This window comes from Arthrobacter sp. MYb227 (genome assembly GCF_002975435.1).
Lineage (GTDB): Bacteria > Actinomycetota > Actinomycetes > Actinomycetales > Micrococcaceae > Paeniglutamicibacter.
Map to the genome: position 1 here is coordinate 18,892 of NZ_PCPT01000007.1, position 12,768 is coordinate 31,659.

At 55.0% G+C, this 12,768-nt stretch carries 12 protein-coding genes; 4 read left to right on the top strand and 8 right to left on the bottom strand.

Translation table 11 applies throughout. The features are described from left to right. Nucleotides 1–50: 50 nt before the first annotated feature. A complete protein-coding gene (locus CQ018_RS13855; RefSeq protein ID WP_105550607.1) occupies nt 51–689 on the bottom strand; it encodes a carbonic anhydrase in 639 nt (212 codons plus the stop codon). 139 nt (nt 690–828) lie between these two features. Next, nucleotides 829–1,497, bottom strand: a complete 669-nt coding sequence (locus tag CQ018_RS13860; protein ID WP_146111915.1) for a DUF4245 domain-containing protein — start codon at nt 1,495–1,497, stop codon at nt 829–831. A 149-nt stretch (nt 1,498–1,646) separates the two neighbouring features. On the opposite strand from CQ018_RS13860, the gene glpX reads away from it, so the two are divergent. After that, a complete protein-coding gene (gene glpX, locus CQ018_RS13865; RefSeq protein ID WP_105550609.1) occupies nt 1,647–2,669 on the top strand; it encodes a class II fructose-bisphosphatase in 1,023 nt (340 codons plus the stop codon). 78 nt (nt 2,670–2,747) lie between these two features. Here the strand turns inward: glpX and manA are convergent, their stop codons facing one another. The 4 genes from manA to CQ018_RS13885 are packed head-to-tail and all read right to left on the bottom strand — an operon-like array spanning nt 2,748 to nt 7,410. Further along, complete coding sequence (gene manA, locus CQ018_RS13870) at nt 2,748–4,004, bottom strand: mannose-6-phosphate isomerase, class I (protein ID WP_258142621.1); 1,257 nt, start codon at nt 4,002–4,004, stop codon at nt 2,748–2,750. 33 nt (nt 4,005–4,037) lie between these two features. Then, the gene (locus tag CQ018_RS13875; protein ID WP_258142622.1) at nt 4,038–5,678 is read right to left on the bottom strand and encodes an LCP family protein; all 1,641 of its coding nucleotides are present in this window, start codon (nt 5,676–5,678) and stop codon (nt 4,038–4,040) included. Between the two features lie 8 nt (nt 5,679–5,686). Then, the gene (purE, locus tag CQ018_RS13880) at nt 5,687–6,217 is read right to left on the bottom strand and encodes a 5-(carboxyamino)imidazole ribonucleotide mutase (protein WP_105550611.1); all 531 of its coding nucleotides are present in this window, start codon (nt 6,215–6,217) and stop codon (nt 5,687–5,689) included. Continuing rightward, nucleotides 6,217–7,410 carry a 5-(carboxyamino)imidazole ribonucleotide synthase gene (locus CQ018_RS13885; RefSeq protein ID WP_181149902.1) on the bottom strand — a complete coding sequence of 398 codons (1,194 nt, stop codon included), beginning with the start codon at nt 7,408–7,410 and terminating at the stop codon, nt 6,217–6,219. Before CQ018_RS13885 ends, purE begins: the two co-directional genes overlap by 1 nt. Before the next feature lie 190 nt (nt 7,411–7,600). Here CQ018_RS13885 and CQ018_RS13890 point away from each other — a divergent pair, with 190 nt between their 5' ends. Beyond that, the gene (locus CQ018_RS13890) at nt 7,601–8,173 is read left to right on the top strand and encodes a GtrA family protein (protein ID WP_105550612.1); all 573 of its coding nucleotides are present in this window, start codon (nt 7,601–7,603) and stop codon (nt 8,171–8,173) included. 163 nt (nt 8,174–8,336) lie between these two features. Here the strand turns inward: CQ018_RS13890 and CQ018_RS13895 are convergent, their stop codons facing one another. Then, nucleotides 8,337–10,499: an Ig-like domain-containing protein gene (locus tag CQ018_RS13895; RefSeq protein WP_105550613.1), complete on the bottom strand. Its 2,163-nt coding sequence runs from the start codon at nt 10,497–10,499 to the stop codon at nt 8,337–8,339. A gap of 87 nt (nt 10,500–10,586) precedes the next feature. Between CQ018_RS13895 and CQ018_RS19895 the strand changes: the two genes are divergently transcribed. Further along, the gene (locus tag CQ018_RS19895) at nt 10,587–10,817 is read left to right on the top strand and encodes a hypothetical protein (RefSeq protein WP_146111916.1); all 231 of its coding nucleotides are present in this window, start codon (nt 10,587–10,589) and stop codon (nt 10,815–10,817) included. A gap of 395 nt (nt 10,818–11,212) precedes the next feature. Here the strand turns inward: CQ018_RS19895 and CQ018_RS13900 are convergent, their stop codons facing one another. After that, nucleotides 11,213–11,941, bottom strand: coding sequence for a TIGR03089 family protein (locus CQ018_RS13900; protein ID WP_105550614.1), 729 nt, complete (start codon nt 11,939–11,941; stop codon nt 11,213–11,215). Between the two features lie 287 nt (nt 11,942–12,228). On the opposite strand from CQ018_RS13900, the gene CQ018_RS20725 reads away from it, so the two are divergent. Further along, on the top strand, nt 12,229–12,759 hold the full coding sequence (locus CQ018_RS20725; protein WP_105550615.1) for a WhiB family transcriptional regulator: 531 nt from the start codon (nt 12,229–12,231) through the stop codon (nt 12,757–12,759). The last annotated feature ends 9 nt before the right edge of the window (nt 12,760–12,768 follow it).

Below are 12,768 nucleotides of genomic sequence, written 5' to 3' on the forward strand. Positions count from 1 at the left end.
CCAGCAGCACCATCGCTTTAGCTAAAACTTTGCAGCTTTTGGGCTAGGCCTCAGAGAACCCCGAACCCGGAAACCATCTCCGCCTTACCCTCGGCTAGGCGATAGGTGACACCAATGACGGCGGTGCGGCCCTCATCTACAGCGTTTGAGATGAGTCGGGATTGCTCAACTAGGCGGTGAGTTGTCTGCTGGACGTGCTCAACAACCGTTGTATTAACGTCGTGGATTCCATTGCGGTTAGCAGCAATCACCGAGGGAGTAATGTGCTCAACAAGATCGCGAATGAATCCCGGAGGCATGTGCCCGGTCTCCACCGAGCGGATGGTTGCCGTCACGGCACCGCAGGAGTCATGACCCAAGACCACAATCAAGGGGACATTGAGCAGATCAACCGAGTATTCGAGGGATCCGAGAGCTGCGGCATCAATGACGTGTCCGGCGGTACGCACCACAAAGACGTCACCCAGACCGAGATCAAAAATAATTTCTGCAGCGAGCCGCGAATCCGAGCAACCGAAAATTACCGCAAAAGGATATTGGCTATTGATCAGTGAATGCCTGCGCAACGCATCCTGATTTGGATGATCGGTCCGGTCAGAAACAAAGCGGGAGTTTCCTTCGCGCAGCTTCCGCCACGCTTGGGCAGGAGTAAGCGCTAGATTCTCGAGCTGGGCATCGAATTCGTTCATGAGTTTTAGCGTATTGCAACCAGAGGCATCTGGATGCACCAACGTCGATGCATGACGCTTCGATATGCGAAACGCCGAGGGGATCGGCACATCCGCTGTGGGAAAAGTCTCATGTTTCCCGCAGGTAGCGGCTAGGCTATCAGGAGCCTTGGACCTGAGCGGTGGCCAAACGCGCCAAGGCCTCAAGTGTTTCAATACCGCTTTCGCTGCTCAAAACGATGGTTGAGGTACCGATCGTAGAAAGCAGTACCTGGCTCTTATCTTTCTTGCGCAATTCCCACGCAACGCCATCTACAAGATGCTCACCGGCTGGTACCGCATTATCGGTAACTGTTGCAAGCCACGAAGGGTTTACATCTCCGGTCTGCCTGACCCAGACAAACTTGTCATCGTGGGTGACAACACCAAATTCCCAGTACTTGATGCCATCAATGTTTCCGGTGAGCCACCGTGCAAAATTCACGTAATCACCCTCCGGAAGGGCAGGTGCCCACGGGGTAAAGACGGCATCCGCGGCGGCCTGCGAGGCAACAGCCGAAATATCTACTGGCTGACGGTATGTCTCGGCCTTGCTGGCCGGGTTAATGAAAATAATGGGCAACGCAACGGCAACAGTGAGCACCACAGAAATGATCATGCCCTTGAGCGTCTGGTTGGCACGTTTTGCCTGTGACGGGGTCAAAACCGGAGTGATTTCCGGGGCTGTTTCCGCTTCACCGGTGGTACCTGCGGGCAGGTCGGTGGCCTCGGTGGGCGCCGAGGTTGGAGTGGACACGGTAGCTGCTGGGTCTTCGGGGTGCTGGCTCACCCAACCATTCTCGCCTATTGCGCCCGCAGAATCTAAACGTGATATCCCGGTCACCTTCGGTTCATGAGGCGGTGCCTTCGAAGAACGAGCGATATGATGGAAGGCGTTGGCCCCCGGCAAACGAACAGATCTCAAAGACGAGGAAGACCGTGACTGAAGCCACGAATTTTGCCCACCTGTCCCCACGGCTTTCGGTTAGCGACGCCGAACCGGACCGTAACCTAGCACTTGAATTGGTGCGCGCCACCGAAGCAGCAGCCATTGCCTCTAGCCCCTGGGTTGGATTTGGCGATAAGAATGCTGCCGACGGTGCCGCAGTTGACGCCATGCGTTCACTGCTCTCCACTGTCTCCTTCAATGGCGTAGTTGTCATTGGTGAAGGCGAAAAAGATGAAGCACCGATGCTGTTCAATGGCGAACACGTGGGAGACGGCAACGGCGCCGAATGCGACGTAGCCGTTGACCCGATTGATGGCACCCGGTTGGCCGCCTTAGGCATTAACAATGCCCTCTCGGTTCTTGCCGTAGCAGACCGTGGCTCAATGTTTGATCCCTCGGCAGTCTTCTACATGGAGAAGCTTGTCACCGGCCCCGAAGCGGCGGAGCTTGTTGACCTGCGCCTGCCGGTCAAGCAGAACCTGCACCTGATCGCTAAGGCTAAGGGCAAGAAGGTTTCCCAGATCACCGTGTGTATCTTGGACCGCCCGCGTCACGCTGGCCTGGTCGAAGAGATCCGTGCCGCTGGTGCGCGCACCAAGTTCATCATGGACGGCGATGTTGCCGGCGCCATTGCCGCGACCCGCGAGGGAACCGGCGTTGACGCACTGATGGGCATTGGTGGCACCCCGGAAGGCATTGTCACCGCCTGTGCCATCAAGTCGCTCGGCGGCATCATTCAGGGCCGTCTGTGGCCCACAGACGATGATGAGAAGCAGAAGGCCATCGACGCCGGACACGATCTTGACCGCGTACTGACCACCAATGATCTGGTAACCAGCGACAACTGCTACTTTGCGGCAACCGGTATCACCGATGGTGACCTGCTGCGCGGTGTGCGGTACAAGAACGGCCGTATCCAGACCCAGTCGATCGTCATGCGCTCGAAGTCCGGCACCATTCGCTTTGTTGAAGGCGAACACCAGTCGGATAAGTGGGAAGCCTACACCCGCTAAATTACTTTCGTAGCAAAAGACTGTGGGGCCGGTACAAGTTTTCTTGTACCGGCCCCACAGTCTTTAAAACGTTATCGACTATGCGGATTCTTGCGGTGTCACGGCGAAAGCTCGGCCCGCTGCATTAGCGCTGCGTCGAGCCATCGCCGGGGCCTCATTGGCACCAATAAATAGCGAATCTCCGCGCCGGAGTAGTTCATCACCGCGCGGGGTATCAACAAGGATTTCACCTTCAACACATAGAACTATCACCGGTCCATGTGCGGCAATTGGAACATCGCCACCAGCCATATCGCCGGCATCGGCATTTTTGGCAAGTTCGATGTGTTGGAGTTGGAACTCGGCAAAGGGCGGGGTGAAAATCTGCTGCCCAAACATTGTGGAAACCGGTTCCAATAACGGAACACCGAGAGATTCAAAACGAGTAATGCGCAAGAGCTCTGCGACATCGATGTGTTTGGGGGTCAACCCGCCACGCAACACATTATCCGAGTTGGCCATGACCTCAACGCCCAACCCACGCAGGTAGGCATGCACGTTTCCGGCATCCAAATAGATCGCTTGACCCGGAGCGAGAACTACCAGGTTCAGCAATAGCGAGACAAGTACACCAATATCGTTGGGGTAATGCTCATTGATCTTTGGCAGTTCCGCCAAGGAGATATGCTCGGCAAGTTCCGGATGCGTCTTGACGGCGGCCACAGCTGCGGCGACCAAGCTGCCGGGTTCTGCTGCTGGCCCGAGCAGGTATTCGCACGTTGAGCTCAGGGCAGTTCCCTCATGCGGGTGTGAGAGCAGCGCGGCGATTCGTTCACAGGTCGCTGCATTTTGCTTATCGAGCACCGCGCCCAGGTCTCTGAAGAGTGCAGCGCTTTGGGCGGGGGAACGGAATCCGCTCAGCGCAGCAAAATCGGTAAGCGCATAAATCATTTCTGGTTTGTGCGAGGAATCCCGATAGTTTCGGTGCGGTGCATCGGCAGGGAGACCTGCAGCATTCTCTGCAGCAAAACCCGCGGCTGCCTGTTCGGCGGAGGGATGCACCTGGATAGACAGTGGTTTTCCTGCGGCCAGTACCTTCACCAAGAAGGGTAGCTGGCCATATTTCTGGGCAATATCTGCTCCCAAGAGTCCCTGCGGGTCTGCAGCGATCAGCTCATCTAACCCCTGGGGTGCTCCAGCACCGGTGCTTGTGGTCAGTGATGGGGAACCAGGGTGAGCACCAAGCCACATTTCGGCTTCTGGCTTGCCGCTAGGAGTGCTCCCCAAAAGATTGGAAATAGCGCCGGAAGATCCCCAGGCGTAATCACGGATGGTGTTTGTCAGGCGATACATCATGGTCCTTTGGACATCAATGGGTGGTGCCCCAGCTTAGGGCACCGAACACTCGTTGTTATTTGCTGCAATCTTATTGATTAGGTCTTTTCGACCAATCTGTTCGAGCTGTACAAGATACTCTTCGGTGATGGGGCTACCATCGCGCTTGGTGGTCGGAACATCCTCGTTGACCTCATTGACCTTGCCGGGGGAGCTATTACGCCCACTGGAGGAGGTAGTTTTCTCCTCGGTGGCAGGGCTGGAGGACGCTGCTGATCCCGACGAATCGGTGTTGGTTTCGGTGCCCTTGGACGCTTGCGTGGTCTTGGGTTTGGCGCCCGACTCCTTTTCGATCAGCGACTCGATGCGTGCATGGATTTGATCAAAATCTGGGTAGGTGGAGAATTTATCGGAGGCCGAACCAAAATCGGGGGCACCTAGAGTCAACCGTTTGAATGGGGTGGCACGAGCCTTATCTGCAAGGTTGAGGAAGGAACCGAGCTGGGCCTGCGGAATATCGGTTTCCACTAGTTGCTTACCTGCATCCATGATCGAGGTGAAGCGGGTGAGCATGGTTTGCGGGCTGAACTGCGAGATCATTGCCTGTTGCAGGCACTGCTGACGAGCAATGCGGTGGTAATCGGAGGTGAAATCACGTGAACGAGCAAACCAGAGCGCTTGCTTGCCGGTGAATTTATGAACTCCGGGGGCGAACCAGTGAGTGTTAACCGAGGAGTTGGGCCACTTTTTGGCATTGTAGGGAACCCAACCTCCGGATTCAACGCTTACCCCACCCATGGCATCGATGAAGCCGGCAAAACCTGCCATATCGATCATGACGTAGGCCTGCACCTCTAGCCCAGTGGTTCCCTCAATGGCGTCCATGGTTGCCTGTGCACCAGGATTTTTTACCCCGGGGTACAAATCTGCATGGTTGTCCGTGGCATTCCGGTAAATAGCGTTAAAAAGGCATTCATTACCGCAGTTGTAGCCATCCGGATACACCTTGCGCATGGGTGAATCCTTGGCGAACTTGGCGTTCTGGAAGTTACGCGGGATCGAAATGAGCAGAGATTTACCTGTCTTGGCATCTACCGACAGTAGCGACATGGAGTCGGTGCGGACCCCATCACGGTTCCCGGCGGAGTCGGCACCAAAAACTGCAATATTGTAGCGGCCATTGACCGGCTTGAAGGCAGGAGCCGTAGTGAAAACGTTTGAAATAGTTTCCCGCCCCTTATTGAGCACAAACGCTCCATAACCCAGTGCGCCGCTTGTGCCAACAACAGCCAAAACCAGGCCAGCACCAATGATCATCCGAGCCCCGGGGGCCAAAAGCTTGGGACGAATGATCGAGAGGGTGTTGAGGAAAAGTAGTAACCAACCTGCCGCCAAAGCAACCAAGATGATGCTGGTACTCAACTGAACCCACTGCTGAGCAAAAAAGCTCAGCAGCCAATCACGCTTGAGTAGCAACAACAGGACCAGCGCAATCACCACGGCCCAACAGGCCATGGTGATGCGCATGGCGAACCTGCCAACCGCATGCTGACCCGATACCGACTGGGCACTGCCAGGGAAGAACAAGGTCATCAATAACAGCATGAACGCGCGCTTGGAACGCACCGGTGCTGCCACTGAAGCCGGGTCGGGTAAGACGCCTTGATCGCGTGCGGTACGGCGGGTCGATGTCATATAGGTCCTTAGGCGCCGAAGTCGGTTGCTGCAGCTGCGCGCAGGGCCGCACCCTTATCGGAAGCGATCTGGCGTAGCGACTGAGCATATTCAACGAGCGCAGTGCGCAGGGTAGCTGCAAGTTCATCGGTTCCTGCGGCAAGGATCCGTGCTGCAAGCAGGCCTGCATTCTTGGCTCCACCAATGGATACCGTCGCCACCGGAACACCAGCGGGCATTTGTACGATGGAAAGCAGCGAGTCCATGCCGTCGAGGGTCTTAAGTGGAACCGGAACTCCGATCACCGGAAGCGGGGTGACGGAGGCAAGCATCCCGGGCAGGTGGGCAGCGCCTCCGGCACCGGCAATGATGACGCGGATGCCACGGGTATGGGCTTCTTTGCCATAAGCAATCATGTCTTCGGGCATCCTGTGTGCCGAAACAACATCCGCCTCAAAGGGGATACCGAATTCGGCCAAGGCCTCGGCGGCCAGCCGCATGACCGGCCAGTCCGAGTCCGAGCCCATGACGAGGCCAACAAGTGGTGCGGGTGTAGACATTATGCATTTCCTTCGGTGCTGGGAACAGGCGTGGTTTCTACGCCATCACGGATCATTGAGGCTACCAAAGTGGCCCGGGCACGCAGGGAATCTGCGCTTTCGCCGGGCTCGGAGACCACATTTACGTGTCCGATCTTGCGTCCCGGACGAACCGATTTACCGTAGGCATGAACCTTCACACGTGGCTCGGCCGCCAAGGCTGCTTGGAATGCTGAGAACAGATCCTGGTTTTCGCCACCGAGGTAGTTCTTCATGACTGTAATTTCCGCCAGGGCATCCGTAGCGCCCAAGGGCAGGTCAAGAACCGCACGCAGGTGTTGTTCAAACTGGCTCGTAATCGAGCCGTTCTGGGTCCAGTGACCGGTGTTGTGTGGACGCATGGCAAGTTCGTTAATGACAAACCCCGCACCGACGCCCGGAGTTTCAAAAAGTTCGGCAGCCATGACACCGGTGACACCGAATGCCTCGGCGATTCTTAGTGCTGCAGATTCTGCTGTGTGTGCCACCTCATCGGAGATGTTCTGCGCCGGAGCAATAACCTCATCGCACACACCATCAACCTGGATGGTGTGCACTACATCCCAGGCCTTGGCCTCACCGGAGGGAGTGCGAGCGACAAGTGCTGAGAGCTCGCGGGCAAAATCGACCTTGTCTTCAGCCAGCAGTGCGCCGTTGCCAAACCAGTCGGCCGCCTCGCGGGCTTCGGTTGCGTCATTGATCATGCGTACCCCCTTGCCGTCGTAGCCGCCACGGGGGGTCTTGAGCACTATGGGGAAGCCGATCTGCTGCCCAAAGGTCACAAGCTCTTCAACTGTTTCAACAGCTGCCCACGCCGGATTCGGCAACCCGAGTTTCTCGATTGCTGCACGCATGACCAATTTATCTTGGGCATGGATCAGCGCCGCGGGACGCGGCTGGACGTTCACGCCCTCGGCAATCAGCGTCTGCAGATGCTCATTAGGCACGTGCTCATGATCAAACGTCATGACGTCCAAACCGCGCGCAAATTCACGCAGCGTTGCCAAATCCTTGTAATCACCTACCGGTGCGTCGGCAACAGCGCGCGCTGAAGAAACATCGGGGCTCTCGGCCAAGATGCGTAGTTCGAAGCCGAGGTTCAATGCCTCGGGGGCCATCATGCGTGCGAGTTGGCCTCCGCCAACAACGCCAATTACTGGAAACGTCACCCCCATAGCCTACCCAACCTCAACAGGGCTTAGATGAGAATGAAGCGAGATTCGACACCATTCTTGGGTAACTTTCAGTGAACCGCATTAGAATACTTAGGTTGACCGGGTCATGTAGTCGCGGTTGAGACGTAACGGCGCTAGCCCAGAGATGGGTTTGAAGCACCGGTATACGAAAACCAATATCTGGAGGACCATGCTGTCGAAGATCTGGGGCAGGCTTAGCGGGCTCGCGTCAATGATGTGGCGCGAAGTCGCAAAATTTGGCGTTGTAGGCGGGGTAGCGTTCATTATCGACTCCGGCATTTACCTCTGGATGCTTGAAGGCCCCATGCATGATTCCGAGGTAAAAGCGAAGATCGTTGCCGGTGTTGTTGCAACGATGTTCTCTTGGGTAGCCAATCGCTTCTGGACTTTCCGACACCGTCGCCAGGCAAATGTGGTGCGTGAACTGGTGATGTTCCTCATCATGAACGCCATTGGCTTGGGAATCGCCGCTGCCTGCGTGTGGATCACCAAATACTGGATTGGTCTCACCGACACCACAAGCCTCTTTATTGCGGGATCTGTCGTCGGTTTGGTTCTTGGCACAATTTTCCGCTTCTTCGCCTACCGTTTCTGGGTCTTTGGCGCAGAGCTGGATCAGGAAGAAGCCTTCGCTAACGATCGGGAACTACTCGGTGTTGGGGTAGAGACCGGCAGCATGCGTAAGCTTCAAACACCGGAAACTCCGGGGGCTACTCCCGGAGAAGGAAGCCAAAGCCAGTAACGCACTTATGTCAACGGCTAGCCTTCATTGAAGGTCCACGCCCTTGGTGATTGAGCAGTAAGCGCGCACAGCTCTTCTGATCGAGGGTGTTAGCTACCGCTAAGATTGCTGCCGTGGCGATCCGCTGCTCCGCCCTCAAGAAAGCACAAATAGGGAAAAGAGCCTAGCGGTATGTCGCCTTGTAGGTTCCGCTTGCCGCCTCAAAGATTGCGTATTCAACGCCCTTGATCGTTTCGACCAAAAAATTGATTGTTTCGCCCCTGAAACGAAGCACGCTTAACGAGCCGTCAACGGATTGGGTTGGCAGCATTGTCTTGAGCATTCCATGAGTTCCAGGTGCGATATCCAGAGCGAACGATAATTCGCCCTGATGCCATTTCGCTGTTTCAAAACTCGATGCATTTCGGGCATCGGTCCAGTCCAGAAGTTGCTTGGCCGATACCATGGGAATCGAATGTCGGATGGCAAGTTCCATCACCTCAGCATCGAAACCCGTGCTGAAATCGAAGTGGGTGCCGAATGCTCCGTAGAATCCTTCGATGCCAGTGGCCCGTTCCAATAGCTTTTCCACTTGCTCAGGGTGTCCCGCGAAAACCTCATCCACTAAGTGCGTTTCTTGTTGGTAAACGTTGATGAGATCCCCATTTGAGTCGCTGAAGCGCATGGGCAGGCCCGATCCAGTCATGAAGCCCGCACGCTCGCGGATCCAATCGGCGGGCCAGTAATAATAATTCATGTCCATTCGAATTCCCCACGTTCGTTCAATGCTGGCTTGCGTTGACCACTCGCTCCAAGTAATGCAATGCAACCTGCTGCCTGTCTGCTGCGGAAGGCCACGGTACTTCTTCCGGAATTCACCTAGAGATTCCGAAAATGCCGCATTTAAGGATTTAGCGTTCCAGTCTTCGCAGGCGGTGGACGCGTGGGCACCGATATCGAACCCAATCTCTGAGTAGTTTTTGGCCTCTACTGGGTTTAATCCAGATTCCGGAAAGACCCACGACGTAGCCCGAAAACACTGCCATAGGTCGACGGAACAACCTTCTGGGCTGAGTTTGCTCATCCGAGAGAACATGTTCTCAGTTCCCGTGGTGGTGCCATGGTCGTCCGCGGCCATCACAAGCACAGCCTTGGAGAAATTCGGGAAATACCAGAATTTGGGTAGTGGTCCATTTTCTTGATTGATGTAGCCGATTAAATTGGACAATAATCGAAGATGTTCATCGGACTGGGGGATATGGACCTTGGATAAATCAAGGTAGTCGCGGTCACCTGCGCCAAAAAACAAGTCGTTGGGTCGAATCGGCGTGATACCGTCGCGTTCTATGCCGGCCCACGCGGGATTCCCTTGCCGCGTCAGCACCGTCGATTCGGCAAGGTCAAACGAATAGGCAACCACATATCCTTCCTTGCCCGTCCCTGGTCTCAGCGTAACCGCGGGTGATCCAGCCGATCCCAGGGCGCTCGAACTCAGCGAAGCTATGGTCCGGGTGCCACTCATGGCTTTTAGCATTGATGACTCACCGTGGAACTGAATGGAATCAGTGACGATGCCACTTCCCGGGGCCTGTGCGGTGTCGACACGAAAATAACCATTGGATACGCCTGCACCGTGGTTCTGGACGCCCGCGAGCTTTGCCAGGAGCCCGACCGGCTCCATAACGATGAGGTTGCCCTGGTTGTTCTTGACCCAGTCGATGATTGATTTTTCGGTCCGTGGCTTTACGGAGCCACTACTGAGGATCACGAGATCGTGGGCCCTTAAGAGCTGAGGTGTTAGTTCATCGACATTGACGGTTTCGAAACTGTTCAGCCCTTCGAGCCGTAGGATTTCTGAATACTTTGCTGAAAATTTATTATCGTCGTCAGTGACCAACAAAATGGAACCGCCAGGACCAAGTTCGAGGGATTTTTTCTCGGGAACATAGAAATTCCAGGTGCTCAAATTACCGGAGCCGTCGAGCGCGGACGGGCTTTCCCGGACAGATGCCACGTATTGACCAGGTGCCAATTTCGTTTCTGGTTCAAAAGTTATTGATGAGCCATCCACTGCCAACTCGAATCGGCCGTTGATGGGTACCCCCTGCTGGTCATTCAACAACAGTGCCAGCTGGTTAGATCCTTCCTTAACCGGATGATCTAGCCACGCGACTACGGTGGCGTCACGAGAAACCGATTTTGCGCCGTCACGCGGAAAATGCGAAACAATTTGGATTTCGTGCGGTGACTTTTTGTAGTCATTGGTGCTGGACACCAACACCAATAGAACAATGAATGCGACAGCAGCGCTCAGCAATCGATGTGCATCTAAAAATAGGCGACTCATGACGTAATTTCCCCAAATTCACGACAAGTCCCGTCCCCCCAGTGGTTCGAGTATGACCGAGAATAGTACCCGAATTAGTATTTATCAATGACTAATCGCTATTTAATTGACGTCATTTTGGGCAAAGATTCGAATGTGCAGTATATTGCTCCGGATCGCCACGACATGGAAAGCCATGGCCGAATGGTAGGACAGTGCTTCTATATCGTTGGTAACGTGCCGGCCGTTAACGGAGTCCGCACAGTCACGGCCGGCTCGCTGGTTTTCTGCTGGGGGATCACGCACTGGCTGTCGCGCTTGCGCGAGTACTTCCTGTAGCCCCTAGTACGAGTGGAGATTCTCTGGCTGAACCCTTTTTGGCTTTCCCCGAGCATTGCAGGCCAGTCGTGAAAAGAACTCCATCAGCAACGAGTGCTGCTTCCCCTCGTCCGGGGAGTAGAACTTAGTGTTGAGACAGCCGCGGGAATTATTGATGGATTGGAAAGGGAAACTCTTGGCGATGATTATTCTTCGTCAAGAGTCCCTGATGTGCGTTGCGGAAAACGGTTAGCGTGCTTAGCTGCACATTTCACCTAAGCATCCGCCGACAATTCTTCGATAATCAAGACGATCGCCCCAGGCGAACCCGGCATGATGGCCGTCAAAGAAACCTAAAAGCCCTCGACGCGCCGAGCAATTACTCCATGCCCTGTGCGATCGAGTGGGAAGCAGCCCTAGCTCTTTTGGTCGAGGGTGTTGATGACCCGCTCTCCTTGAAGCATTCCTTCGGTGATTGCCACACCTTCCTCAACCAAGACCACGCTGGTGCCCTTAGACCACAGACCGATAAAGGCTGGAAGAAGGCGTTCTAAAGGCCAAGCGGTGGTTACCAAGGTGGTTCCGGTCGGGCTCTGGCCCTGGGTAAAGAGATCGACGAAACTTAGCATCTTTGACTCATGGCGCAGGGCAACGGCCGTGGTATCAATCGGGGAGGGGAAATAGGAATCCGCATAGGAACGTACCTCGGACGCGTAATCGGTGGCACCCACCGGAAGTTCACCGTCAAAGGACATCGACAGGGACGGAAGCGGAACCACAAGAACTTCTACCGAGCCGTCAACGTTCAATGTCTGTGGCGAAGCTGTAATGAACAAGTCAACATTTCCCGGATTCTCCCCGGGCGCCACACAGTGAAGTTCGGCACCTAAATGCCAGCAAGCCAGAGCCAGTGCTGCCGATTTCCAGTGGCCGGACATATCTATGCCAACCACATCGCCCGGCGCCAGATCAAATTCTTCGTCTAAGAGGTTCGCGCTTTTGGCAACCCAGTTGTCAAAGACCCTTCCGCTGAGCTCAACGCGCTCCCCAGAAAGCGAATACCAAGTCAACCACGGGTGGGTCGAATGGCGGTAGGGGGAAAGGAGTGCTTCCACGGGTGATAACGAATTGGTATCAGTGCTCATAAATACATCCTAGTCATCCCTGTGAATTCACCGGGAATTCACGTTATACGTATTTTGTCCATTACCACGCGGAATTCTCGGGCGTGGCGTGACCCTAAATCTACGCCAGCTTTGGCTAAAATCGACGACCCTACTTGACTCATGCCGAGTTACACCAGTGTAATTAGATAGTGAACCGCCCGGGAGAGCGTAATTGTCTCGCGGTGGCCTTTCTCGAAAAGCCGCTGAAGTTTTCCTCTAGGTCTAATTTTTGTCACGAGTTTGTAACAGCGGAAGGTTGATAAACCATGGGGAACTTGGATCGCAGCTTCAATGAAGCAGCATCGTTGAACATCTCGCAGGCCCGGTTTGGGTCACGAGAAGTGCCGACGGACTGGTTTGTTGACCCAGCAGAATCCAACTCGGTAAGTAGCGAGAGTGATCCTCAGGCTCTGAGTAGCAACGAACAAGTTGCTGCGTTTTTGTTGGCACATGATGCCGTCAATGAACTTGTGGGAGAACCGACGCCGTCATGGGCACCAAGCCTCGACGCGGAGTTGGATAAGGGAAACGAATCGAAAGCTATTTGGATTGGCTTGGGGGCCGAATCCGAAGATGGCGAATTAGGGTGGCAGACGCAGGCATTGTGCGCGCAGACCGACCCCGAAGCATTTTTCCCTGAAAAGGGTGGATCTACTCGAGACGCTAAGCGCGTATGTGGAGCATGCGCCGTACGATCCGAATGCCTTGAATATGCCTTGACCAATGATGAACGATTCGGCATTTGGGGCGGATTGTCAGAGCGTGAACGCCGACGTTTGCGGAAACGAGCAGTCTAATTCTCCCCA